The sequence below is a fragment of the Streptomyces sp. NPDC026206 genome (assembly GCF_040638465.1).
Lineage (GTDB): Bacteria > Actinomycetota > Actinomycetes > Streptomycetales > Streptomycetaceae > Streptomyces.
In genome coordinates this window covers 40,347-63,815 of the sequence record NZ_JBEZYL010000021.1, presented here as the reverse complement: position 1 = coordinate 63,815, position 23,469 = coordinate 40,347, and the positions used below count along the sequence as shown (strand labels likewise).

The 23,469-nt window shown below is 71.4% G+C and carries 23 protein-coding genes and 2 pseudogenes; 11 read left to right on the top strand and 14 right to left on the bottom strand.

Going from position 1 to position 23,469, the window contains the following annotated elements:
* Positions 1 to 14: 14 nt before the first annotated feature.
* The gene (locus AB0F13_RS24500; protein WP_362086162.1) at positions 15 to 716 is read right to left on the bottom strand and encodes a TetR/AcrR family transcriptional regulator; all 702 of its coding nucleotides are present in this window, start codon (positions 714 to 716) and stop codon (positions 15 to 17) included.
* A gap of 251 nt (positions 717 to 967) precedes the next feature.
* On the opposite strand from AB0F13_RS24500, the gene AB0F13_RS24495 reads away from it, so the two are divergent.
* Positions 968 to 1,885 carry an alpha/beta hydrolase gene (locus AB0F13_RS24495; protein ID WP_362086255.1) on the top strand — a complete coding sequence of 306 codons (918 nt, stop codon included), beginning with the start codon at positions 968 to 970 and terminating at the stop codon, positions 1,883 to 1,885.
* Here the strand turns inward: AB0F13_RS24495 and AB0F13_RS24490 are convergent.
* Both AB0F13_RS24490 and AB0F13_RS24485 read right to left on the bottom strand, forming a co-directional pair.
* Positions 1,848 to 2,132: pseudogene (locus tag AB0F13_RS24490) on the bottom strand (DUF397 domain-containing protein); the annotation flags it as partial. The gene AB0F13_RS24495 and the pseudogene AB0F13_RS24490 sit on opposite strands and share 38 nt — an antisense overlap.
* Positions 2,020 to 2,991 (bottom strand): annotated as a pseudogene (locus AB0F13_RS24485) (helix-turn-helix transcriptional regulator); the annotation flags it as partial. The pseudogenes AB0F13_RS24490 and AB0F13_RS24485, both read right to left, overlap by 113 nt.
* Before the next feature lie 137 nt (positions 2,992 to 3,128).
* Here AB0F13_RS24485 and AB0F13_RS24480 point away from each other — a divergent pair.
* On the top strand, positions 3,129 to 3,479 hold the full coding sequence (locus AB0F13_RS24480) for a hypothetical protein (RefSeq protein WP_362086159.1): 351 nt from the start codon (positions 3,129 to 3,131) through the stop codon (positions 3,477 to 3,479).
* Between the two features lie 47 nt (positions 3,480 to 3,526).
* Positions 3,527 to 3,886: a hypothetical protein gene (locus AB0F13_RS24475; protein WP_362086156.1), complete on the top strand. Its 360-nt coding sequence runs from the start codon at positions 3,527 to 3,529 to the stop codon at positions 3,884 to 3,886.
* Between the two features lie 181 nt (positions 3,887 to 4,067).
* On the opposite strand, the gene AB0F13_RS24470 is transcribed toward AB0F13_RS24475, so the two are convergent.
* From AB0F13_RS24470 to AB0F13_RS24445, 6 genes are all read right to left on the bottom strand, one after another.
* On the bottom strand, positions 4,068 to 5,234 hold the full coding sequence (locus AB0F13_RS24470; RefSeq protein ID WP_362086154.1) for a hypothetical protein: 1,167 nt from the start codon (positions 5,232 to 5,234) through the stop codon (positions 4,068 to 4,070).
* A 5-nt stretch (positions 5,235 to 5,239) separates the two neighbouring features.
* On the bottom strand, positions 5,240 to 6,364 hold the full coding sequence (locus AB0F13_RS24465; RefSeq protein ID WP_362086151.1) for an amidinotransferase: 1,125 nt from the start codon (positions 6,362 to 6,364) through the stop codon (positions 5,240 to 5,242).
* Positions 6,365 to 6,465: 101 nt separating this feature from the next.
* A complete protein-coding gene (locus tag AB0F13_RS24460) occupies positions 6,466 to 6,831 on the bottom strand; it encodes a hypothetical protein (protein ID WP_362086150.1) in 366 nt (121 codons plus the stop codon).
* 478 nt (positions 6,832 to 7,309) lie between these two features.
* Entirely contained in the window at positions 7,310 to 8,488 is a 1,179-nt protein-coding gene (locus AB0F13_RS24455) for a bifunctional RNase H/acid phosphatase (RefSeq protein ID WP_362086149.1), read from the bottom strand.
* Positions 8,489 to 8,493: 5 nt separating this feature from the next.
* The gene (locus AB0F13_RS24450; protein ID WP_362086252.1) at positions 8,494 to 9,237 is read right to left on the bottom strand and encodes a C4-type zinc ribbon domain-containing protein; all 744 of its coding nucleotides are present in this window, start codon (positions 9,235 to 9,237) and stop codon (positions 8,494 to 8,496) included.
* A gap of 14 nt (positions 9,238 to 9,251) precedes the next feature.
* Positions 9,252 to 10,094 carry a Nif3-like dinuclear metal center hexameric protein gene (locus AB0F13_RS24445; RefSeq protein WP_362086146.1) on the bottom strand — a complete coding sequence of 281 codons (843 nt, stop codon included), beginning with the start codon at positions 10,092 to 10,094 and terminating at the stop codon, positions 9,252 to 9,254.
* A 407-nt stretch (positions 10,095 to 10,501) separates the two neighbouring features.
* Here AB0F13_RS24445 and AB0F13_RS24440 point away from each other — a divergent pair, with 407 nt between their 5' ends.
* Positions 10,502 to 11,746, top strand: a complete 1,245-nt coding sequence (locus AB0F13_RS24440) for a hypothetical protein (protein ID WP_362086143.1) — start codon at positions 10,502 to 10,504, stop codon at positions 11,744 to 11,746.
* A 254-nt stretch (positions 11,747 to 12,000) separates the two neighbouring features.
* Positions 12,001 to 12,156 carry a hypothetical protein gene (locus tag AB0F13_RS24435; protein WP_362086140.1) on the top strand — a complete coding sequence of 52 codons (156 nt, stop codon included), beginning with the start codon at positions 12,001 to 12,003 and terminating at the stop codon, positions 12,154 to 12,156.
* Between the two features lie 90 nt (positions 12,157 to 12,246).
* On the opposite strand, the gene AB0F13_RS24430 is transcribed toward AB0F13_RS24435, so the two are convergent.
* Genes AB0F13_RS24430 through AB0F13_RS24420 form a run of 3 tightly spaced genes read right to left on the bottom strand, consistent with a single transcriptional unit; the run spans position 12,247 to position 15,230 of the window.
* Positions 12,247 to 13,176, bottom strand: coding sequence for a 3-oxoacyl-ACP reductase (locus AB0F13_RS24430; RefSeq protein WP_362086137.1), 930 nt, complete (start codon positions 13,174 to 13,176; stop codon positions 12,247 to 12,249).
* Between the two features lie 47 nt (positions 13,177 to 13,223).
* On the bottom strand, positions 13,224 to 14,300 hold the full coding sequence (locus AB0F13_RS24425) for a Zn-dependent alcohol dehydrogenase (RefSeq protein WP_362086134.1): 1,077 nt from the start codon (positions 14,298 to 14,300) through the stop codon (positions 13,224 to 13,226).
* A 39-nt stretch (positions 14,301 to 14,339) separates the two neighbouring features.
* Complete coding sequence (locus AB0F13_RS24420) at positions 14,340 to 15,230, bottom strand: MaoC/PaaZ C-terminal domain-containing protein (protein WP_362086132.1); 891 nt, start codon at positions 15,228 to 15,230, stop codon at positions 14,340 to 14,342.
* A gap of 222 nt (positions 15,231 to 15,452) precedes the next feature.
* Here AB0F13_RS24420 and AB0F13_RS24415 point away from each other — a divergent pair, with 222 nt between their 5' ends.
* From AB0F13_RS24415 to AB0F13_RS24390, 6 genes are all read left to right on the top strand, one after another.
* Positions 15,453 to 16,595 (top strand): sensor histidine kinase, encoded by a 1,143-nt coding sequence (locus AB0F13_RS24415; protein ID WP_362086129.1) that lies wholly within the window; start codon positions 15,453 to 15,455, stop codon positions 16,593 to 16,595.
* 8 nt (positions 16,596 to 16,603) lie between these two features.
* Positions 16,604 to 17,209: a response regulator transcription factor gene (locus AB0F13_RS24410; RefSeq protein ID WP_362086249.1), complete on the top strand. Its 606-nt coding sequence runs from the start codon at positions 16,604 to 16,606 to the stop codon at positions 17,207 to 17,209.
* 105 nt (positions 17,210 to 17,314) lie between these two features.
* Positions 17,315 to 17,959, top strand: coding sequence for a class I SAM-dependent methyltransferase (locus tag AB0F13_RS24405; protein ID WP_362086126.1), 645 nt, complete (start codon positions 17,315 to 17,317; stop codon positions 17,957 to 17,959).
* 23 nt (positions 17,960 to 17,982) lie between these two features.
* The gene (locus AB0F13_RS24400) at positions 17,983 to 18,927 is read left to right on the top strand and encodes an N-acetylmuramoyl-L-alanine amidase (protein WP_362086123.1); all 945 of its coding nucleotides are present in this window, start codon (positions 17,983 to 17,985) and stop codon (positions 18,925 to 18,927) included.
* Positions 18,928 to 19,113: 186 nt separating this feature from the next.
* A complete protein-coding gene (locus tag AB0F13_RS24395) occupies positions 19,114 to 20,019 on the top strand; it encodes a hypothetical protein (protein ID WP_362086120.1) in 906 nt (301 codons plus the stop codon).
* 126 nt (positions 20,020 to 20,145) lie between these two features.
* Complete coding sequence (locus AB0F13_RS24390; protein WP_362086117.1) at positions 20,146 to 21,156, top strand: LLM class F420-dependent oxidoreductase; 1,011 nt, start codon at positions 20,146 to 20,148, stop codon at positions 21,154 to 21,156.
* A 15-nt stretch (positions 21,157 to 21,171) separates the two neighbouring features.
* Here the strand turns inward: AB0F13_RS24390 and AB0F13_RS24385 are convergent, their stop codons facing one another.
* Positions 21,172 to 22,596 carry a M1 family metallopeptidase gene (locus tag AB0F13_RS24385; RefSeq protein ID WP_362086115.1) on the bottom strand — a complete coding sequence of 475 codons (1,425 nt, stop codon included), beginning with the start codon at positions 22,594 to 22,596 and terminating at the stop codon, positions 21,172 to 21,174.
* Positions 22,596 to 23,387: a maleylpyruvate isomerase family mycothiol-dependent enzyme gene (locus AB0F13_RS24380; RefSeq protein ID WP_362086112.1), complete on the bottom strand. Its 792-nt coding sequence runs from the start codon at positions 23,385 to 23,387 to the stop codon at positions 22,596 to 22,598. The genes AB0F13_RS24385 and AB0F13_RS24380 overlap by 1 nt, the downstream gene beginning before the upstream one ends.
* Positions 23,388 to 23,469 lie beyond the last annotated feature (82 nt).

The following is a 23,469-nucleotide window of genomic DNA, read 5'->3' as shown; positions in this document are numbered from 1 at the left end:
GCGGACCCCTCCGGTCACAGGCCCAGGGAGCGGATCAGATCGCGCATCTCCTCACGGTAGAGACGCTCCGCGTCCCGCGCCTGCCATCGCAGCCGGCCGTGGACGTCCAGCGACACCAGCCCGTGCATGCGGCCCCACACCCGCAGCGCCAGCGCGACCGCGTCCGGCGGAAGGTCCGGGAACGCTTCACGAACCGATCCCGCGAGCTTGGGGTCGAAGTCCGACCACTCGTACCCCGCCCCGCCGTGCAGCGCCTCCGCGTGCGGCCACGCCGCCGCGACGAGCCCACTGAGCCCCGAACACGCCCGGTGTTCCGGCCCCGCCGCCGGTCCGCCCCCGGGCGGCTCGTAGCCCGGCACCGGGTCCCCGTAAATCAGCCGGAATCCTTCGGGATTGGCCAGTGACCAGTCCCTGAACGCCTGCCCCCAGGCCATGATCCGCCCCGCCACGTCCCCGGCCGGCAGCGCGTCGCGCGCGGCCTCCACCGTGTCGACGAGTGAGGTGTAGACGTCGTCGATCAGCGCGGTGACCAGATCGTCGCGGGTCGGGAAGTACCCGTAGATCGCGCCCGCGGTCATGCCCATCTCACGGGCGATGGCGCGCAACGAGATCGCTCCCGGCCCGCCCTCGGCCATGAGCGCGAGGGCAACCGCCTTGATTTCCGCGGTGGTTTCCGCCCGTAGGCGTTCTCGGCGGGTCTGCGTCGGGGCTCCCATGGGTTGACACTCTACAGGGTTGCGCTACTGTGCGGCGTAGCAAAACTGAACGGCGTGTAGTTTTCCAACACGCCATCATGAAGCGGAGTCCACCGATGAGTTCAGACAGCTTGTCCCGCCGCGGCTTACTCCGTGGCGCGGGCGGCGCGGGACTGGCCGCGCTGCTCGCCTCCTCCACCCTGTCGTCCCCCGCCCGCGCCACAGCCGCGCCGCGGATCCGGCACCGCTTCGTCCGCGTCAACGGCCTGCGCATGCACATCGCCGAGGCCGGCTCGGGGCCGCTGGTCCTGCTGCTGCACGGCTGGCCCGAGTCCTGGTACTCCTGGCGCCACCAGCTCCCCGCCCTCGCCGCCGCCGGCTACCGCGTCGTGGCCCCCGACCAGCGCGGCTACGGCAGTACGAGCCGCCCGGACGGGATCCGGGACTACGACATCGCCCACCTGGTCGACGACGTCACCGGCCTCATCGACGCGCTGGGCGAGCGGCGCGCCACGGTCGTGGGCCACGACTGGGGAGCCATCGTCGCCTGGCACACCGCACTGATGCGCCCGGGCCGGGTGAGAGGCGTAGCGGGGCTCAGCGTTCCGCACCGCTGGGCGGAACCGAAGGGGTCGTCGACCCCCGTCGAGGCCCTGCGGGCCGCGAACGGGGACCACTTCTACATCGTCTACTTCCAGCAGCCGGACCTCTCCGACGCCGACTTCGCCCGCGACCCGCGCGGCTTCCTGCGCGGAATCCTCTACTCCGGATCCGGTGACGGACCGGGCTGGAACGCCACCATCCCCGCCAGCGGCAGGATCGTCGACTCCCTCACCCAGCCGAACCACCTGCCCGCCTGGCTGACGGAGCACGACATCGACACCTACGTCGCGGAGTACCGGCGCTCAGGGTTCACCGGCGGCCTGAACTGGTACCGGAACTTCGACCGCAACTGGGAGTTGACCGCGCGGTGGCGTGACGCCCCCATCCAGGTGCCGGCGCTGTACGTCGTCGGCGACCGCGACGGCGTCTTCCACGCCCCCGAGGCTCAGGCCATGCTCGCCGGACCCACGGCCTCCGTTCCGCACCTGCGACCGGCGGTCCTGCTGAAGGGTGCCGGGCACTGGGCCCAGCAGGAGCGACCCGGGGAGGTCACGGATGCGCTGATCCGGTTCGTGCGGTCACTGTAGAAGAGCAGCGGCCATCCGGGTGACGACCCGGTGCGCCGACCCGGTCCGCGACCTGCGCGACCTGCGCGACGAATGCTTTCCACGCGGGGGCGGGGAAGACCAGGATGGGGCCCTGGGGGGCCTTACTGTCCCTTACGGGGACGAAGCCGGGGATAGCGGGGGCTATTTGCATGCAGTCCCCGGCGTCGTTCCCGCTGTAGCTGCTCTTCAGCCATCCGATTTCCAGGCAGTTTCCGGCGTCGTTCCCGCTGTAGCTGCTCTTGCGCCATGTTGTCATCGCGCTCGTACCCTTCCATCGCATCGCTGATCAAGGCGGCGGAGTCGGAACCTGATAGGCAGTCAGCCCTGAGCACATCGTAGACCCGGGTGTAGCGCGCGATAATCGCCGGATCATTGATGAAGTGACCCGCCTCCAAGGATTCCGAGTACACCCAGTCCTGCCCACCGGGCAGAGTGATCAGTGACATCGGGCCCTTCGGCTTGATCAAGGGCGCGTTGAACGGTGCCACTTGAACCCGCATGTTCGGCCGCTCGCCCGCGAGCAGTAGCTGCGCACACTGGTCTCGCATCACAGCTGTGCTCCCGACCATGTTGCGAATGGCGCTCTCGTCCAAGACCACAACCAGGAGCGGGCCATCAGGCTTCAGGAAGCGCTGCTGTCGGCTCATTCGGGCCGCCACCCGCTCGTCCAGTTCGCGACCCGAGAAGAACTGCGAGAGCAGCGCTCGCGCGTATTCCTCGGCCTGCAACAGCCCGGGGACCACGTCGGTCTCGTACGCGCGAAGAACCACCGCCGCCGCCTCCATCTCCACCCACCGCTTGAACCAGTCGGGGTGAATGATGTCCGGATACCAGTCGATCTTGTCCCACAGCTTGACGAACATCTCCCCCGTACCGAGCTCCTGGTCGCACGCCATCACAAAGCGGCGCTGCGGAACCCGCGTCCCCGCCTCCACCCGCGCCACCAGCGACCGGTCGCACGGGATCTTCACCGCCAGCTCCTCCTGCGTCAGCCCCGACACCTCCCGGTGATGCCGCAGCACCTCCCCGAACACCGCCGCCGTCGTCGCCGCCGCCGACCCGCCATTGCCGTTGCGTCGCTTCACGTCGCCGCCCCCTGTGACAGCTTGCCCATGGCACGTGCAGAACGTTGTGAGCGTAGGTCGCCGCACGGAACTCTGTACTGACAACAGGTAGTTGGTCACCCACATGGGGTGTTTCAACGTCAAGCACAAGGAACTCGATGGCACCGATGCCCTTCCCCGCCGCCCCTGTCCCTCCCGCCGACGCCGACCTCCGCCGCATCTCGGCCCGGACGGCGGCCGATCTGCAGGACGTGTGCCGCGCACACGGCTGGGCTCTGCAGATCACGGCCGGTGAGCCCATGAACGGCAACGGATATGTGGACTTCCCGCCCCTGCGGGTCGACGTGGCGCAGCAGATCGTCGCCGGGCTGCGGCGGTTGCTCGCGGGGCGTTGCCCGGAGTGCACGGCGATCAAGCGGCGGCGCGCGCAGGCGGTGGCGGAGAGGGATGTCCATACCGCGACGGCCATGGCGGAGGCGATGGGACGACACCAACGGGCGGCTCATTGACCACATGTGAACGCGGGTGACCGGCGGGGCGATAACCTGCTGCCGCCATGAACGATTTCGTTGACGAAGCGCGCTCGCGAGTCGCACACCTGCTCCGGATGGCCAATACGACCGATGACCGCCTCAAGGCGCAGATCATCGAGTACGCCGACACGACCCCGGAGCCCCCGGTCATAAGCCGGGGGGCCGGGATCGTCACCAAGGGCTGCTCCCGCTGCCTGCGGACCGCGTGGCGGCAGCACGACTCGGAGGGGCCGCTGTGGGTGTGCGGCACGTGCGGGCACGTGGAGCCCATCACGATGCGGTGCCCGCAGTGCGGTGTCGACATGACGCCGCCGCGCAGCGGGGCGCCCGATCGGTGGGAGTGCCCGAGTTGCGACGAGGTCGCGTCCACGCTGGCGCTTTAGGGAGCTCTAGGGACTGTCCGGTGGGTTCCGTGACTGCATAGCGTTTCGGCCGTCAGCCCGATTGTCGCGCCGGGGCCAAAGGCCCCCGGGGGCTCCAATAGGGCTGGTGGGAGCTTCGTCGCCCATTTGCCGGGAGCAACGAACGATCTCCAAACAAGAGACCTTCTTGAGACCTGAGGTATCACGGTGGGAGCCGTGTTGGCGGCAGGCTGTGCTGTGTTACGGGTGGATATCCGTTGAAGTTGACGGCAGCGTTGGTGGCGCAGTAGGCGCCGGTGGGCCAGATGGCGACGCGGTCGCCTGGTGCGAGGTCGACGGGCAGGCGGTAGGCGTCGCCGACCGAGAGTTCATCGAGGGTGTCGCATGTTGGTCCGCAGATCATTACGGGATGGGTCGGCGTGGCCGGGGAATGATTCACTGCGGTCACGGCGTACTCGATGCTGTACAGGCTGTCGGCGAGCCCGGCGTTCCACAGGCCCGCGTCCAGGATGACGTGGGTGCGACCATTGCGGCGCATGACTGCTTTGACGCTACTGACCGTGGCCCCGGCGTCGGCGACCAAGGCCCGGCCGGGTTCCAGGAACGTGTGGTCCGGAGGATCGACGAAGCAGTCCGTCACGGCGGAGGTGATGGTGCGCGCGTACACGTGCAATGGTGGCGTGGGCACCCGGTAGGTGCCGGGCAGGCCGCCGCCGAGGTTGAGTACCCGCAGTCTGCCCGCTGCGCCTCGTTCCCGTATCGCCGCCCACACGCGAGCGCCTGTCGCGCACGCGATACGCCACTGACCGGGATCCGTCTGCTGCGTGCCGACATGCCAGCACAGCCCTGCGACCTCGAGGTGGTGCGTCACTGCCAGCGCCGCCAGCTCTACCGCCTCGTGTGGCGAGCAACCGAAGCGGGGGCTCATGGATCCTGGTCCGGCATGGGCCAGGCGTAGCACGACAGACGCTCCGGGTGCCCTGGCCGCCAGCCGCAGGATTTCTTCCGGTGAATCGGCACAGAAGAGGCGGACGCCATTTTCGTGGGCGAACGCGATCTCGTCCCGGCTGCGGAAGGGATTGCTGTAGGACACCCGGTCGGCCGGGCAACCGGCTGAGAGCACCTGCCGCAGTTCCCCGGGGGAGGCCACGTCCATGCCGCAACCGACGTGTGCGAGTGCCGACAGAAGGCCGGGGTCGGCATTGGCCTTGACCGCGTACAGCACGTCCAACTGCCCGCCGGTCGCGGTGACGAGCTGCTTGTGGCGCAGGAGTGCGGTATCGATGTCGAGAACCGAGTACGGGGTGGGCAGGCGCTGGGTAGTCAGGAAACGCCACAGCCGCGATGAATCCGGCGGCACGGTAGGCACTGACATCACCCACGCCGGATGTCGAGGGTGGCACAGTGGAACGAACCACCGAAGGACTGAAAGTGTTTGAACGGCAGCGGAATGGGTTCGAAGCCCCAGCGGCGAAGCTGCGCCATGAGACAGGTCTGTCCGGCCTCGATCAATACGTGCTGTTCGTCGAGGAACAGCACGTTGTAGTTGATTGTCTCGCCGCTGAAATACAGTGGGCGTGAGGAATCGGGTTCAGGAGGAGGTAGCGGCAGCACCTCCCAATCCTGGAGCACGTCCGGAAGCATTTTGACCTCGTCACGGTTGACGAGGACACGACCCGGCCCGGCAGGGATGATCGTGATGTCGATGTGCATGGCGTCCGGTTGCGCGAAGTCGTACGCCAGGACGGTGTAATCCGGGCCGAGAAGATGCTGCAGCCATTGCACGCCGGTGCGGTTAGTGACGGTGCTCAGCTGCCCGAGCAGCACGTTATCGCCGAGCCGGGTGAAATCTGCGGCGTCGAAGACGGGCTCGCTTTCGGTGAGCCCGTACCTGTCGGCTCCGCCTACGCTTTCACTGTCCCGCGTCTCCCACAGCTCGTCGGCGAGGCGCGGTTTCGGAGCGGCCAGCCAGCGGGCTCCGCGCCGGAAGTAGTCGTCCAGGATGGTCCGGAACGCGAAGGTCTCGAAGTAGCGGCTACGCCAGGCCATCGGCGTCTCGACGATCGTGTCGTTGATCGCAAGCAGACTGTCGCGTGGCATGGTGGAGTAGAAGCCGCCGCCGGTGGAGAAGTGCGGGGTGACCACAGGCCGGTGGTGGTCAAAGGGCTCGGGCCGTCGGACTTCGATGCCTTGGCGCGCCAGGAAGTCAGCGAGGCCGTCGACTTCCCGGCGAGCCAGTGCCTGTAGTTCCGCAGGCCATCGGCTGCCACAGCGGCGAAGAACTTCGCTACGCCCGCCGGCGGGCACTACAGCTGCCATAGCGGGGTGCCATTCGGGCACGCGCATGTCGTCAACAATGCCGACGACCACTTCTCGCAGCTCCGCCCATTCATTGGGCACCCAGACCGGGCGGCCAAGGCGCTCGGGCAGGCTGACCGGCTGCTGACATGGCCAACCGCTCAACTGGCCTCCCTGAAAAGCAACGTCCATACCGACCATCGGCCGCAACGCTCACGTAATGCTATGGAATGCGGGCCCAACCGTTTTTCTTCCACGGTATGAATGCCCGGGCGGCCAAGAATCACGCGAGCTTACTGGTATCAGCTGTTGTGTCGGCTAACGCACGTGGTTTTGGTCAGCACCCCAACAGTGGGGTTACCACAGTTGACGCTGTGCCCGGACGAGTTGTAGCCGGCGAGGTTGGAGAGCATACCCCCGGTCAGCGGCTCGCGATCCACCTCTTGGCCCGAGCCGCGGTCGTGCTTCACCTCGCAGCGCGCTGCCCCGAGAATCCCTCCGGAGCTGTTGCCGCACAGAGAACTGTGGCCGGTCGAACTGTACGGCGCGAGGTTGGACAGCACGCCGCCCAGAATGCCTTCATCGTCCGTGGAGCCGTTACCCGCTGCGGTTGCGTTACCAGCTCCGGCAACGGCCATGGCAACAGTAATCGCCAGAGCGGCGATCACTCGCCTAGCATCAGTCATGGCACCTCTTCACTTGGGTCTGTCCGGCTTGCCGTCGAACGATATGCCCACATGGACAACGGCTATTCACACTCGCCTCGAACGAGGTAAACGTCGGCCGCTTGTGCGCCTTGTCCGTTGGAGTCACCCCTGTCTCAACGGGGCTTCGCCGACGGCGCCCATGCTTTCCACGGTCGCGTGAGGGAAAGCAGCCATGACAGCAACCCCGGTATGGCGTCCAGCTCGCCGTAGAAGCCAAATTGAAGATCGGCACGTTCGGACCCGCAGACGGTCATCGCCTGGCTCGTCAGCCGAGGCAACCGCCGACTGCCTCACCGCGGCAGCATCAAAGGCGAACGCTGGACCCATCCCCTTGGGGCTCCGCCCCAGACCCCGGACCGCGCTTCGCGCGGTGTCCTCAAACTCCCCCAGCTACCGCTGGGAGGTGCCCCCAGACGGGCTGGAAAACCAGCCCGTTCCGCTACCGCAGGTGCGACGTGTCGTTCAGCAGCCGCACCGACGCGTTGCCGTCCGCGTAGTACGCCACCGCCGACAGCGAGGCCGCCGACAGTTCCATGCGGAAGAGCGACTCCGGCGGGGCGCCCAGGGCCAGCCGCACCAGCGTCTTGACCGGTGTCACGTGCGTCACCAGCAGCACCGTACGGCCCGCGTAGCGGGCGAGCAGCTTGTCCCGCGACAGGGCGACCCGCCGGGCCACCGCCGCGAAGCTCTCGCCGCCGCCCGTGGGGGCGGCCTTCGACGAGGCGAGCCAGGCGTCGAGGTCCTCGGGGAAGTGCTCGCGGACCTCGCCGAAGGTCAGGCCCTCCCACTTGCCGAAGTCGGCCTCGCGCAGGCCCTCCTCGACGCGGACCTCCAGGCCGAGCCGGGCGGCGATCGCGTCGGCGGTCTCCCGGCAGCGCCGCATCGGCGAGCTGACGACGGCCTGGACGGTGCCACGGGCGGCCAGCGCGGCGGCTGTCGCCTCGGCCTGGCGGCGGCCGGCGGCGGAGAGCTCCGGGTCGGTGCCGCCGCTGCCGGAGAAGCGCTTCTGCGGGGTCAGGGCCGTCTCGCCGTGCCGGAGCAGGACGAAGGTCGTGGGCGTGCCGAGGTCGGCCGCGGCTCCCCAGCCGACCGGGGCGGCCTTGGGCTCGGCGAGCGGCTCCGCGACCGGCTCGGCCACGACGGCAGAGGCGGCCGAGGCCGCCACCGCGAGGCCGGCCGACGAGCGGCCCGGCTCCCACTTCCGGCCCGCCTTGCCGGCGTCCATGGCCTCGTTGGCCAGCCGGTCCGCGTGCTTGTTCTTCTCGCGCGGGATCCACTGGTAGGTGACCTGGCTCGCCGGGAGGATCCGCTGCGCCCGGGCGGCCAGCGGCTTCATGTCCGGGTGCTTGATCTTCCAGCGTCCGGACATCTGCTCGACGACGAGCTTGGAGTCCATGCGGACCTGGACGACGGCGTCCGGGTCGAGTGCCTTCGCGGCTTCGAGGCCGGCGATCAGGCCCTTGTACTCGGCGACGTTGTTCGTCGCGGTGCCGATGTACTCGGCGGCCTCGGCCAGCGCCTCGCCGGTGACGGGGTCGAGGACCACCGCGCCGTAGCCGGCGGGGCCCGGGTTGCCCCGGGAACCGCCGTCCGCCTCGACGATGAAGCGATTCGCCATGGGGCTTACAGGCCGGACTCGGGGGTGCGGACCAGGATGCGGCGGCAGTTCTCGCACCGCACGACGGCGTCGGGGGCGGCCGCGCGGACCTCGTTGAGCTCGGTGATGTTGAGCTCCAGCTGGCAGCCCTCGCAGCGGCGCTGGTAGAGGCGGGCCGCGCCGACGCCGCCCTGCTGGGCGCGGAGCTTGTCGTACAGCTTGATCAGGTCGGCGGGGACGGAGGCGGCGACGAGCTCGCGCTCCTTGGTGACGGTGGCGTCCTCGGCGTCGATGGCCTCGGTGGCGGCGTCACGGCGCGCGATTGCGTCGTTGACCTTGGCCTGGACGGACTCGACCCGGCCGGTCAGCTCCTTCACCCGCTCCTGGGCGGCCTCTCGGCGCTCCATGACCTCGAGGACGACGTCCTCCAGGTCGCCCTGGCGCTTGGCGAGGGAGGCGACCTCACGCTGGAGGTTCTCCAGGTCCTTGGGGGACATGCCGGCGCCGGAGTCCAGGCGCTGCTGGTCGCGGGCGGCGCGCTGGCGGACCTGGTCGACGTCCGTCTCGGCCTTCTTCTGCTCGCGGGCGCAGTCGCTCTCCTCGGTCTGCGAGGCGACGAGCAGGGAGCGGTGCTGGGCGAGGTCGCCCTCCAGGGAGGTGATCTCGGCGTGCTCGGGCAGGCTCGTGCGCTTGTGGGCGAGCTGGGTGAGGCGGACGTCCAGGGCCTGGAGATCGAGAAGGCGGATCTGGTCGGCGGGCGCGGCGTTTATTTGGGGGCTCCTATTTAGTGGTGGTGATGGGCGGACGACGCCGCGTGGGCGGTCCAGGGGTCGGTGACCGTACGCGAGACGTGGGTGCGCAGGCCCCAGCCGTGGCGGTCGGAGATCTCGTCGAGCTGGGCGGCGGCCTGCTCGGTCCAGGGCCACTCGGTGGCCCAGTGCGCGGCGTCGACCAGCGCGAGCGGGCTGTGCTGCTGTGCCTCGGAGGCGGGGTGGTGACGCAGGTCGGCGGTGACGTAGGCGTCGACGCCGGCGGCTCGTACCTCGTCGAAGAGGGAGTCGCCGGAGCCGCCGCAGACGGCGACGGTGCGGATCGTGCGCTGCGGGTCGCCGGCGACGCGGATGCCCTGCGCGGTGGCGGGCAGGCGCTTGGCGGCGCGCTCGGCGAAGTCGGCCAGGCTCATCGGCGGGTCGAGCTCGCAGATACGGCCCAGGCCGCGGCAGCCGGCGGGGTCACTCGGGTCGGGCACCAGGGGTGCGGTGACGCGCAGGTCGAGGGCGCCGGCGAGGGCGTCGGAGACGCCGGGGTCGGCGCGGTCGGCGTTGGTGTGCGCGACGTGCAGGGCGATGTCGTTCTTGATGAGGGTGTGCACGGCGCGGCCCTTGAACGTGGCGGCCGAGACCGTCGTCGTACCGCGCAGGTACAGCGGGTGGTGGGTGACGAGCAGGTCGGCGCCGAGCCGTACGGCCTCGTCGACGACTTCCTGAACGGGGTCGACGGCGAAGAGGACCCGGCCGACGGTGAGGTCGGGGTCGCCGCAGACCGTACCGACGGCGTCCCACTGCTCGGCCCGCTCCGGGGGCCAGAGGGCGTCGAGGGCGGCGATGACTTCAGACAGTACGGGCACGGGGAAAGGCTACCTGGCTCCCGTGCCCGTACGACTCTCGTTGTTCGCCCGATCCCGCGGGACCGGGTGCGGCGCCCTTCGCGGCCTCCTCGGCGGCCTTGCCGAAGTCCTTGCCGCCTTGCGCCACGGGCTTCGGGCCGCCCCGCCGTCCTTGCCCGCGCTCGCCGTGCCGTCATCGTCGTCGGACGAGCCGCAGGCGGCGAGCGTTGGTCAAGAGGGCCAGGTCAGCCACTCCTGCTGCCACTCAGGCTCGCCTTCCCTTGGTCAGCCGAATCGTACGAAGCACATCCAGCCACCGTTCCTCAGGCGAACCGGGCAGGCAACACCCTTACGCGTGAAGCGCCGGGGGTGGCGCAGTCGAGTTGCGACCGCGATAACTACGTTCTGTGCCGGAGGTGACGTTTCTCATGACGGTCTGTGCTCCCCACAGCGCCCAGAGCACCGCTCGAACCACCCCGAGCGCCCCGCCGGCCGACGTGCGGCGCCCGGCGTTCACCGTCACGGTGGACGGCTCGTACGCGGCCTGGCTGGCTCTCGGGCGTGGCACGGATGGCTGGTTTCCGGAGCGCTGGACCCTCGACGGCCCCGAGCCCTACGCCGTGTCCCTGCCCGGCAGCCAGCCGGAGGAGCCCGACAGCGAGGTCCTGCCCCTGACCGACGGCCGCGTGCTGATCCGGCGCCGCGTCGCCGACCGGTACGCGCTCTCGCTGCTCTACCCCACCGGCCCCGGCACCGGCGAACTGCCGCTGGGCGCGATCGAGTGCCCGCAGCTGTCCCTGCTGCCGCCCGCGCCCGACGGCTCCTGCGCCTACGCCCTCGTGAACGGCGAGCGGCAGACCACGCTGTGGCTGGTCTACGGCTGCGCGAGCGGGCCCGAGCTGCTGGCGAGGGTGCCGGGGCGGTGCGAGGGCGGCGCCTGGCTGGACCGCTCGGGAAGGCTGCTCGCGCTGGACCGGGAGCTGGAGGGGCTGACGAAGGCCGTCGTCGTCGACCTGGGGCGCGGCGGCGAGGTCAGCCCGCTGCTGCAGATCACCGAGAAGAGCAACGACCGGCTGCTGCTGGCCGAGCCGGACAGCGGTCTGCTGGTCGTGCGCTCCGACGCGCCCGGCGTCGACCGGCTGGGGTGGGGCGTGCTCGGCTCCGCCCGGCCGGTGCGCTTCCCGGAGTGCCTGCTGGTGCCGGACGCGACGCTGACGCCGTTCGCGGCCCAGCCGGGGCAGGGGCTGGCACCGGAGGCCAGCTCGGTGGCGTTCCGGATCGACCGGGAGCCGGCGGGCAGCTGGCTGGGCGTGTGGCGGCCGGCGAAGAAGCAGCTGCAGCAGTTCCAGGGGCCGGCCGGGTGGCTGGCGGGAGCGGGGCTGTGGACGGCGGACGGGGAGCTGAAGCTGCCGTTCGTGACGCCGGGCGTGCCGTGCGGGCTGGCGCGGCTGCGGCTGTCGGAGGACGGCGACGTCCTGGTGGCGGGGGCGGAGGGGGACGGGCGGGCGACGTCGTCCACGGCACTGCCCGTGGACGCCACGGACCCGGACGCGGAGATCGACGCGGAGATCGACGCGGAGACGGACGAGGAGGACGCGGCCGAAGGTGCGACGGCGGTTCCGCCGCCCCGGCCCGTACCGCTGCAGCAGGCGCCCTGCGCCCGTACGCCCTGACCACCCGTACGCCGCAACAACCGGACACACCTGCGAGTGCGAGTGGCTCGGTGATCAAGGTCCCGTTAGACTTGGGCGGGGGCCGCACAGCTGTACCGGGCGGGCACCCGGGTGAACCGAGGTGAGCGGAACGGTCATGCGTGGGAAGCGTGTTGACATCCGAGGTACATCCGGTGGTGTCTGCGCCGCCGTGCGCCACTGCTGTGGCCCCGACGCGCAGAGCACGCATCCCATCCGACGGAGTGACTTTCCCCATGCCCGATGCCCGAACCGACACGACCGAGGCGCGCCACCATGAGGCATCCGCCCAGGCCGCATCCGCCGGCAGCGGCAGGCACCGCGGTCCGGCGTCCCCGGACGAGAACCGCGCCCCCGCCCCCGGCAAGCACCGCCGCACCGACATCCGCTAGGCCGTAAGCACTACCGGGGCTTTGCCCCGGACCCCGGTCCTCAATCGCCGGACGGGCTGGTTCCGCCGAGCCCGTCCGGCCCGGGCCGCTTCACCCCCGCCCGAGCCCCAGCACCTCCGGCGCCGCGAAGCCCTCCCCCGCAGGCCGCCCCGCGAAGTACGGCGTCAGGGCCGCATCGAGCTCCTCCACCCCGAAGACCTCCCCCTTCGTGTCGAACTTCGCCGCCACCCTCGGCCGCTCCACCACCGCGACCATGCCGCCGTGCACCACGAACACCTGTCCGCTGACCCCGGCCGCCGGGGGTGAGGCGAGATAGGCCACGAGCGGCGAGACGTGCTCCGGTGCGAGTGGGTCGGCCCCGGTGTCCGCAGAGACGGCCGCGAAGACGTCCTCCGTCATCCGTGTCCGCGCCCGGGGACAGATCGCGTTCGCCGTGACCCCGTACTTGCGCAGGGCCGCGGCCGTGGAGGTGGTGAGCCCGACGATGCCGCCCTTGGCCGCCGCGTAGTTCGGCTGTCCGGCCGAGCCCGCCAGGAACGCCTCGGAGGAAGTGTTGACGATCCGTCCGTACACGGGGGCGCCGCCCGCCGCCTTGGAACGGTCGCGCCAGTGCGCGGCGGCGAAGCGGATCGTGTTGAAGTGGCCCTTCAGGTGCACACGGACGACGGAGTCCCACTCGTCCTCGGACATGGAGAAGACCATGCGGTCGCGCAGGATGCCGGCGTTGTTGACGAGGATGTCCAGCGAGCCGTATGTGCCGACGGCCAGTTGGACGAGCTCGCGGGCCTGGTCGAAGTCGGACACGTCGCCGAGGTGGGCCGTGGCCCGGCCGCCCGCGGCGCGGATCTGCGCGACGACGGCCTCGGCGGGTGCGGCGGAGGCCTCGCCGGTGCCGTCGCGGCCCGGCTGCCCGTAGTCGTTGACGACGACGTCGGCGCCGAGGCGGGCGAGTTCGAGGGCCTCGGCGCGGCCGAGGCCGCGCCCGGCGCCGGTGACGATCGCGGTCCTGCCGTGCAGCACGGTCCTCCGGCCCCCTGTCGTGTCGTGGTCCGCGGTCCGGCGGGCCGTCACATCGTGATCCAGGTACGGAGTGCCTCACCCGTGCGCATCTGGTCGATGGCGTCGTTGATGCGGGCGAGCGGGACACGGTGGGTGATCAGGCCCTCCAGGTCGACGCGGCCCGCCCGCCAGAGTGCGATGGTCCGTTCGTAGGAGCGCAGGACGTCGCCGCCGCCGTACAGCGAGGGCAGGATCTTCTTCTCGTCGAAGAACAACTCGAACATGTTGAGGCGCAAGTGGTCGTCCAGCGCCCCCGCCCCGACGACGCAGAGCGTGCCGCCGCGCCGGGTGGCCTCGTAGGCACTGCGGGCGGTGGCGGACCTGCCGACGACCTCGAAGACGTAGTCGAAACCCTCGCCGCCGGTGACGCGCCCGACGGCGTCCGCGAGGCCCTCGGGGGCGACGGCCTCGGTCGCCCCGAACCGCAGGGCGGCCTCGCGGCGGGGCGCGACGGGGTCGACGGCGACGATATGGGCGGCGCCCGAGACGCGGGCGCCCTGGATGGCGGCGATCCCGACGCCGCCGCAGCCGATGACGGCGACCGAGGAACCGGCGCTGACCCGCGCGGTGTTGAGGGCGGCGCCGAGGCCGGTGGTCACGCCGCAGCCCAGGAGCGCGGCGATCTCGTAGGGCACGTCGTCCGGGATAGGTACGGCGCAGCCTGCGCCGACGACGAGCTCCTCGGCGAAGGTGCCGGTGCCGGCGAAGCCGAAGAGGTCGGTGGTGCGGCGCCTGAAGTTGGGGGTGCCGGAGTTCATGAACCCGGCGAGGCAGAGCCGGCTCTGTCCGCGCCGGCAGGAGGGGCAGTCGCCGCAGGCGGGCAGCCAGCGGACGAGGACGCGGTCCCCCCGCTTGAGACGGGTGACGCCGTCGCCGACGTCGATGACATCGCCGGCGCCCTCGTGGCCGGGGACGAAGGGTGCGGGCTGCGGCAGGACGCCGGACATCGCGGAGAGGTCGGAATGGCACAGTCCGGCGGCCCGGACCCGGAGTCTGACCTTGCCCGGGCCCAGGCCCACGGCTTCGACGTCGTCGAGGACTTCGAGCTTGTCCTGGCCTGTCTCGTGCTGTACGGCGGCGCGCATGACGGTGCTCCCTTCGCGGGGGAAGCGGGCTGTGCCGGCTCAGCCGTGCTGAGGATCGAGCCGGCAGGTGTGTTCGACGACCGTGTCCATGAGCACCGGAGCTTCGTCGCGCTCGACGGCGGTGGCGGTCACCTGGATGCGGCCGGGGCCGAGGGCGTCCCGCCAGAGCCGTACGCGCAGGGTCTCGCCCGGGTGGACGACGCCGGCGAAGCGGGTGGTGTACGAGCGCACGCGGCTCACGTCGCCGCCGAAGGCGGTGTCGACGACGGCCTTGAGGACGATGCCGTAGGAGCACAGGCCGTGCAGGATCGGTCTGTCGAAGCCGGCGAGCTTGGCGAACTCCGGGTCGGCGTGCAGGGGGTTCCAGTCGCCGGAGAGGCGGTAGAGGAGGGCCTGGTCCTCGCGGGTGGGCCGGTCGACGGTGAAGTCGGGTGGGGTGGCGGGGGGCTCCAGGCGTTCGGTGGAGCCGCGTTCGCCGCCGAAGCCGCCTTCGCCCTTGACGAAGATCTCGCTGGTGCCGGTCCACAGCGGCCCGTCGCCGTCGGCGACGTCGGTGCGCAGCACGATGACGGCCGCCTTGCCCTTGTCGTACACGGCGGCGACGCGTGAGGTCTGGGTGGCGTCACAGGAGCGGACGGGGATGGGCCGGTGCAGGGTGACGGTCTGTCCGCCGTGCAGGACCGCCGCGAGGTCGACCTCGATGCCGGGTACGGAGAGGACGCCCGCCACGGCCCGGCCGCCGCCGGCGACCGTCGCGAAGCCGGGCAGGACATGGAGCCGGCTCTCCAGGGTGTAGCGGAGCTCGTCGGGGTCGGTGGCGGGGATGCCGGCGCCGATGCCCAGGTGGTAGAGCAGGATGTCCTTGTGGTCCCAGGCGAGGGGGAAGGTGCGCGGTGCGGCGGTCGTGGCCTTGGCGGGGTCGATGGGCATGGAGGTCCGTACTCCCGTCTGGCGAGGACTAGAACGCGTTCTACCCAATCGCCCATGTATAGCCGATGCCGCGGGACATGGGAAGAGAGGAGGAAGGCGCGGGTCCGACGCGGGGACATGGGCCGGGAGGCCGTGCGGGACAAATGTCACGGGTGACCCCGGACATTCGCATCTGCCCAGCTCAGCGCCGCGTTTCGTAGAGTCGGCAGCATGAAACACAGCATGGAGCGAACCCTCCGGCTCAAGACGCCGAACCGGCGGACGTTCATGCCCTGGCTGTTCATCCTCACCGGGGACGTGGTCGATCTCTTCCGGGGAAAGGTCGCGCTGCCGTGGCTCGCGGGCACCGGGGTGGCGGTGTTCATCGCGCTGTATCTCGCCACGGTCTTCACCGGACTCGACGAGCACCGCCGCAAGACCACCGCCCCGCTGATCGCCCTGGGCGCGCTGACCGCCCTGACCTACGCGCTGTCCATCGGGTACGGCGGCGACTGGATGCTGTGCTTCCCGCTGCTGTCGCTGGCGGCGGGGGTCGCACTGCGGGACAGGGGCCGCTGGCTCTCCATCGCGATGGGCGTCTTCGGCGTCACGGTCGGGGTCGTCCTCTCCGTCCGGAGCGGCGCGGAGAACGTCCTGGCCATCGCCTGGGGCACCTCGCTGTCCGGGCTCGTCGCGGCCGCCATCCTCAACCTCTCCGAGGCGGTCGCCCAGCTCCGCGCCACGCGCGAGCAGCTGGCACACGCCGCCGTGGAGCGCGAGCGCCTGCGCTTCTCGCGCGACCTGCACGACCTGCTCGGCCACACGATGTCCGTGATCGTGGTCAAGGCGGAGGCCGTACGCCGGCTGGCGCCGCGCAACCTGGACGCGGCGCTGGGTCAGGCCGCCGACATCGAGGCCGTGGGCCGCCAGGCCCTCACCGAGATCCGCGAGGCCGTGACCGGCTACCGCGAGGGCAGCCTGGCCACCGAGCTCGACCGCGCCCGGTCCCTGCTCGACGCCTCCGGCATCGCCGCGGACATCCGTCAGTCCGGGCCCCCGCTGCCGCCCCAGACGGCAGCACTGCTGGGGTGGGTGGTGCGCGAGGGGGTCACCAACGTCGTACGGCACAGCGGGGCGCAGCGGTGCGCCGTCGAGGTGCGGGGGGAGCCGGACCGGGTGCATCTGGAGATCACCGACGACGGGCGCGGCGTAGGGTCGGAGCCGGCTGCGGTGCCCGGCACCGGCGGCAACGGGCTCAAGGGCCTGACCGAGCGACTGGCCGCCGCGGGCGGCTCCCTGACGTCCGGCCCGGACGGGCGGCGCGGTTTCCGCCTCGTGGCGGAACTGCCGGTGGACGAGAACGACGAGGAGGAGCGGGCCGCGTGAGCAGCGAACTGATCAAGGTACTGCTGGCGGAGGACCAGGGGATGATGCGGGGCGCGCTCGCGCTGCTGCTCGGCCTGGAGGACGACATCGAGATCGTCGCCCAGGTGGGCGACGGCGACGACATCCTGCCCCAAGCCCTTGAGGTCCGGCCCGACATCGCTCTCCTGGACATCGAACTCCCCGGCCGCAGCGGCCTGGACGCCGCCGCCAAGCTGCGGACGCGGCTGCCGGAGTGCCGGGTGCTGATACTCACCACGTTCGGCCGTCCCGGTTATCTGCGCCGCGCCATGGAAGCGGGTGCGTCGGGCTTCCTGGTCAAGGACGGCCCGGTCGAGGACCTCGCGGCCGCGATCCGCCGTGTCCTGGCCGGCGAACGCGTCATCGACCCGGCCCTGGCCGCCGCCGCCCTCAGCGCCGGCCCCAACCCCCTCACCCAGCGCGAACGCGACGTCCTCACCGCAGCCGTCGACGGCGCCACCGTCGCCGACATCGCCGCCAAGGTCCACCTCTCCCCCGCGACCGTCCGCAACTACCTCTCGGCGGCCATCGGCAAGACCCAGACCCGCAACCGCATGGAGGCGGTGCGGGCGGCACGGCAGAACGGGTGGCTGTAGGGGCGCCGGTCCGGCCCGCCGCCCCGCCCCCGGGTCGTGCGGGCCCGTACGGCAGCATGGGTGGGGTACGTGACCAGCCAGTCGTCACCGGAGGACAGGACAGCCATGGCGCCCAAGCAGGGGATACTCGCCGCCTTCGAGGCGGCGAAGGGGTTCATGCCGGTGGAGGAGGGGCTCGCCCTCTATGCGGCGGCCGAGGAGGCGGGGCGGCTGGGGTTGCCGTCGGTGGAGGTGGGGACGTACTGCGGGCGGTCGACGATTCTGCTGGCCGGGGCGGCCCGGGAGGCGGGCGTGGTCGTGGTGACCGTCGACCACCACCGGGGCAGCGAGGAGCAGCAGCCGGGGTGGGAGTACCACGACCCGTCCGTCGTGGACGACGCGCCGGGCGTGGGGCGGATGGACACGTTGCCGACGTTCCGGCGGACGCTGTACCGGGCCGGGCTGGAGGAGCACGTCATCGCTGTCGTCGGACGGTCGCCGCAGGTGGCGAAGGTCTGGGGGCGCCCCGTCGGGCTGGTGTTCATCGACGGCGGGCACACCGACGAGCACGCGAACGCCGATTACGAGGGGTGGGCTCCGCACCTCGCGCCCGAGGGGCTGCTCGTCATCCACGACGTCTTCCCCGATCCGGCCGACGGCGGGCAGGCCCCGTACCGCGTGTACCTCAGGGCCCTGGCGTCAGGGGCGTTCACCGAGGTCTCTGTGACGCACTCGCTGCGCGTACTGCGGCGTACAGGTCTCGGAATCTGAGCGGCAGCGCTAGCATCGCCCGCGTGTCCAACGGCAGCGGTTCCCAGATGACCCCACGACTCGTCGCCGGGGCGGCAGCGCTGTTCCTGGCGGCCGGGCTGGCGGGCTGCTCGGGTGACGCGGACGACGACGGGGGCCGGCCGTCCCCGTCCGCCGCGTCGTCCTCCGGCACGGCGCGCCCGGCGCCCCGGCCCCAGCCGTCGGAACCGCCGGCCCCCGGCACCCCCTCGGCGGCGGAACCCGCGCAGCCCACGCAGGCCGCGCCCCAGGACGCCGCCGCCCCCGCCGCGGACGGGCCCCTCAAGGGCAAGGTCGTCGTCGTCGATCCGGGCCACAACATCCACAACGCCGAGCACACCGCCGAGATCAACCGTCAGGTCGACATCGGCACGGGCCACAAGGAATGCGACACCACCGGCACCGAAACCAACTCCGGTTACGCCGAGGCCGCCTTCAGCCTCGATGTGGCGCACCGGCTCCGGACGATCCTGCAGGCGCAGGGCGCCAAAGTGGTGCTGACCCACGACGGGGACCGGCAGTACGGGCCGTGCGTGACCGAACGGGCCGAGATCGGCAACAAGGCGCACGGCGACGCCGCGGTGTCCGTTCACGCGGACGGGGCGGGCGAGGGTGACCGCGGCTTCCATGTGATCCTGCCCGCATCCGTGCGCGGCGGACAGGCGGACACCTCGGCCATCACCGGGCCGTCGAAGGAACTGGGAGCGCGCATCGCGGGGAACTTCGTACGCGCCACCGGCAGCGCCCCGTCCAATTACATCGGCAAGGGCACGGGCCTCGACACTCGCGGTGATCTCGGCGGGCTCAATCTCTCGACGATTCCCAAGGTTTTCATCGAATGCGGCAATATGCGCGACGCGCAGGACGCGGCGCGGCTCACCGACGCGGCATGGCGCGAGAAGGCGGCGCAGGGAATCGCGGACGGCATCAAGGACTTCCTGCGCGGGTAAGTACCGGCAGGCCACCGGGCGTGTCACGAGGGTGATACGAAGGGGACGCCCTGGCTGCTCAGGCGATAGGTTCCCCGTACGATGGGTGGCCGCCACCCCCGCGCCCTCGCGCCCCCGGCATGCTCGCGTACCGGCGACAGCGACAAATTACCGACAGCACCGACAAGCACTGACAAAGGATTTCAGGTGAACATCCGCTCCCTCACTCGAGGCGACGGCGTGGTGATCGGAGCAGCGGTGTTGCTGTTCATCGCCTCGTTCCTCAGCTTCCGTTCTTACGACTGCGGGTCGGCGATCAACTGCCCCAAGGAGCCGATCGGCTGGAAGCCCGAACTCTTCCCCGTACTGCCGTCGATCTTCCTCGCCGGGATCGTCGCCGCCGCGCTCGTCATCGCCGCCCGCTTCCAGCCCGAGGGGCGCAAGCTCATCGGCCTGGGCCTCGACCAGTGGGGCATGGCGCTCGCCGTGTTCGCCGCCTGGTCCTCGCTGTGGACGATCTTCGGCGGTCCGGACGTGGACCAGATCTCGCCCGGCGTCGGCCAGATCCTGGGCCTGATCGCGAACCTGGTGCTCGCCGTGGTGGTCGCGCTCACGCCGCGCACCCCGGCGCTCAAGGCCCCGCTGATGGGCGCCCCGCGCCCCGCCCCCGCGCAGCCGTACGGCGGCATGGCTCCCGACCAGGGCTACGGCTACCCGGGTCCGGGCGGCATGCAGCCCGGCGCCGGCCCGTCCCCGTACGGTGCCCAGACCCCGCAGCCGTACGCCGGCCAGGCGGGCCCGACGCAGGTCCAGCCCCAGCCGGGCGCCGGAGCGGCCGCGCCGCAGCCCGCCGCGGCGGGTCAGCCGGCGGCCGGTCAGCCGGTCGCGGGTCAGCCTGCCGCGGCCGGCGGGGGCGAGTTCGCCCCGTTCTGGTTCGCGGTGCCGGTCAACCGTCCGCTGTTCGCGGAGGACGGCTCGCCCAGCCAGATCGCCGAGCTCGCGCCCGGCACCTGGTACCTGGCGGTCGACCAGCGCGGTCCGGCGCTCGTCGCGCAGACGCAGGACGGCCGCCGCGGCCTTCTGCAGGACACCACGGGGATCCAGCGCGGCTGAGCCCCGCTTCCTTCCCATGCGGCGGCCCGCCGGGTTCATCCCGGCGGGCCGCCGTCTTGTTGCCGCACGCCCGGCGGGCCTACCCTCCACTGGCTGACATAGCGTCAGATGACTGCGGGAGGTCCCATGCGGCTCGGTCTCGCCCTCGGCTACTGGGGCCGCCGGCCCGGCCCGCGCGACCTCGCGCTCGCCCGGCAGGCCGAGCGGCTCGGCTACCACTCCGTGTGGACCTCCGAGTCATGGGGCTCCGACGCCTTCACCCCGCTGGCCTGGATCGCCGCCCACACCAGCCGCATCCGGCTCGGCACGGCCGTGGCCCAGATGGCGGCCCGCTCGCCCACCGCCACGGCCATGCACGCCCTGACCCTCGACCACCTCTCCGGCGGCCGCGTCCTGCTCGGGCTGGGCCTGTCGGGGCCTCAGGTCGTGGAGGGGTGGTACGGGCGCCCGTTCCCGCAGAGCCCGCTGACCGCGACCCGCGAATACGTGGACGTGGTCCGGCAGGTGCTGCGCCGGGACGCACCCGTCGTCCTCGACGGGCGCTTCCACTCCCTCCCCTACACCGGGCCCGGCGCCACCGGGCTCGGCAAGCCGCTCAGGTCCATGACGCACCCCCTGCGCCCCGGCCTGCCCGTCCTGCTCGGCGCCGAGGGGCCCCGCAACGTCGCCCAGACCGCCCGCATCGCCGACGGCTGGCTGCCCCTGTACTGGTCGCCGACGCGTACGGACCTGTACGCCGCGGCCCTCGACGGCACCCCCGAGGGCTTCATGGTCGCGCCCATGGCCCAGGCGCGCGTCTGCTCCGACCTCGCGGAGGGCCTGCGCCCGGTGAAGACGATGCTGGCCCTCTACATCGGCGGCATGGGCCACGCCGCCCGCAACTTCCACGCCGACCTCATGGGGCGCATGGGATACGAGGAGGAGGCGCGGCGCGTCCAGGAGCTGTTCCTGTCCGGGCGGCGGGACGAGGCCGTCGCGGCCGTACCCGACGCCTTCGCCGACGAGATATCCCTGGTGGGCCCGCGCGAGCGCATCGCCGAGCGGTTGGAGCTCTGGCGCGCGGGGCCGGTCACCGACCTCCTTCTCACCGCCCCCGACCCCGGCACGCTGCGTCTGCTCGCCGGGCTCAACGCCTGACCCCCGGCCGGCCTCTCAGCGCTTCGCGGGCCTGCCCTTGCCGAACAACCAGACGTCGAAGACGTCACCGACGTCGCCCGCGTCCTCGCAGAAGTCGACGAACCCCTCCGTGTCGACGTTCTGGTACCGGTACTGCGCGGCCCACCCGCGGACGAGGCGGAAAAACTCGCGGTCCCCGAGCTTCTCGCGGAGCTTGTGCAGCACCATGGCCCCGCGGCCGTAGACAGGCAGCCCGGAGACCGTCTCCGGCCCCGGGCCGGCCGGCGGGAAGTCCCAGATGGTCTTCCCGCCCTCGCCCTTGCTCTCCGGGTCCCTGCCGTCGTAGTAGTCGTCGAAGATCTGCCGCACGGAACGCCCGCCGCTCCTCTCCTCCCACATCCACTCGGCGTACTGCGCGAAGCCCTCGCTCAGCCACATGTCCTTCCAGGTGCGGGGCGTGAGGGAGTTGCCGAACCACTGGTGCGCCAGCTCGTGCACCACGAGCCTGTCGCTGGGCGCGGCGTGGAAGTAGGGCTTGGGCTGGGTCTCCAGTTCGTAGCCGACCTCCGGGTTGCGGTCGATGACCGCGCCCGTGGACGAGAACGGGTACGGGCCGAACAGGCCGCCCGCCCAGTCGAGGACCTCCGGCACCAGCTTCGCCACCTTCGCCGCCGCCTCGGACTCCCCGGGGTGGGCGGCGATGTACACGGGCAGGCCGCTGGGCGTCTTCGAGGTCGTCACCTTGAACTCCCCCACGGCGACGACGGCCAGATAGCTCGCCATCGGCTCGCCGCTGTGCCAGGTGTAGGTGGTGCGCCGGGCCCCTGCCGGGCCCTTGTCCTCCGTGCGCTTCAGCTCGCCGTTGGCCACGGCCGTGAAGCCCTTCGGCACCGTCACCGCGATGTCGTAGGCGGCCTTGTCGGAGGGGTGGTGGTTGCCGGGGAACCAGGCCATCGACCCCGCCGGTTCGCCCAGTCCCACCGCCCCGTGGTCCGTCTCGACCCAGCCCTCCGTGGACCCGTCCGCGTCCTTGACCGCCTGCGGCTGCCCGTCGTAGACGATCGTCGTCTCGAACCAGCGGTACTTGTCGACCGGCTTGTCCAGCTCGACCGTCAGCTCGGTGCCCTTGCGGGACGTACGGACCGGCTCCCCGTCGACGCGGGCGCTGCGCACGTCCAGGCCCTTGAGGTCGAGGTTGAACGCGCTGAGCTTCTCCGTGGCCCGGGCGCGGATGACGGCGGTGCCGGAGAGGTGGTTGCCCTCGGGCTCGTAGTCGAGCGTCAGGCCGTAGTGGCTGACGTGATAACCGTCGTTGCCCAGGCCCGGGAAGAGCGGGTCGTTGACACCCGCCGCCCCCGGCCGGGCCATCGGGGCCGTGCCGCCGCCGCACGCCGTGACGAGCACGAGCAGGGCGGCGGGCAGCAGCACGCGCCGCGACGACCGGAGGTGACCGGTTCTCATCAGAAGCTTGCCCGCTCCAGCCACAAGTCGAGCACTTCGCGGTCACCGAGGACCTCGACCCGGTCGCTGTCGGCAGGCGAACGCCGGTAGAAGACCCGCAGCACGTCGGTCAGCGGGCCGCGCACCGCGACGGCCGCCTTCTCATGGGCACGGCGCCACTGGACCGTCTCCCCGGTGGCGTCGATGAACCACTCGGCGTTCAGCTCCGCAGCGGTGTCGGTCGCGTGCAGGTGCAGCGTGCGGCCCGGGCCGGTGAGCTCGCCGTACACCGGCTTGTACGCAATGGCCTGCGGGGACGTGACGAGCTCCAGCCACTCGTCGATGCAGTCGGCGGCGACGGCCGGGTCGAGGGTGTAGTCGGCGCCGGCGGCCGCGAAGACGTCGGCGCGGTGCATCGCCGTCTCATGCGTCATACGGCGGGCCCAGAACGACGCCTTGTGCTCGGCACCGAAGGTCCACACCTCGGCGTCGGGCCCCGCCTCCCGCAGAGTCTCCGACAGCTTCAGCGCGCCCTCGGCCAGCCGGGCGTCGAGGGCGGCGATGTCGTAGTTCTCCGCCCCGCCCGTCCCCGCCGTCTCGTCGGTCGGAACCGTGAACTCCTTGACCCGGTTGCGGACGATCTCCTCGACGCCCCGGTGCGCGCTGGAGACGTGCAGCACGAGCTGGGCGAGGGTCCAGTCGGGGCAGGTGGGGACGGTGGCGGAGGGGTCGGCGCCGCGCAGCGCTGCGCGGAGGAGGTCGGTCTGGGTGACGATCTCGGCGCAGTAACGGTCATGTGGCAGCAAGGTCATGACGCCACTTTAGGTTGCGGGGCCGGGCCTGTTCGAAAGTTTTGTCCCCACCCCGCCCCTTCCCGTAACCGGGGGCTCCGCC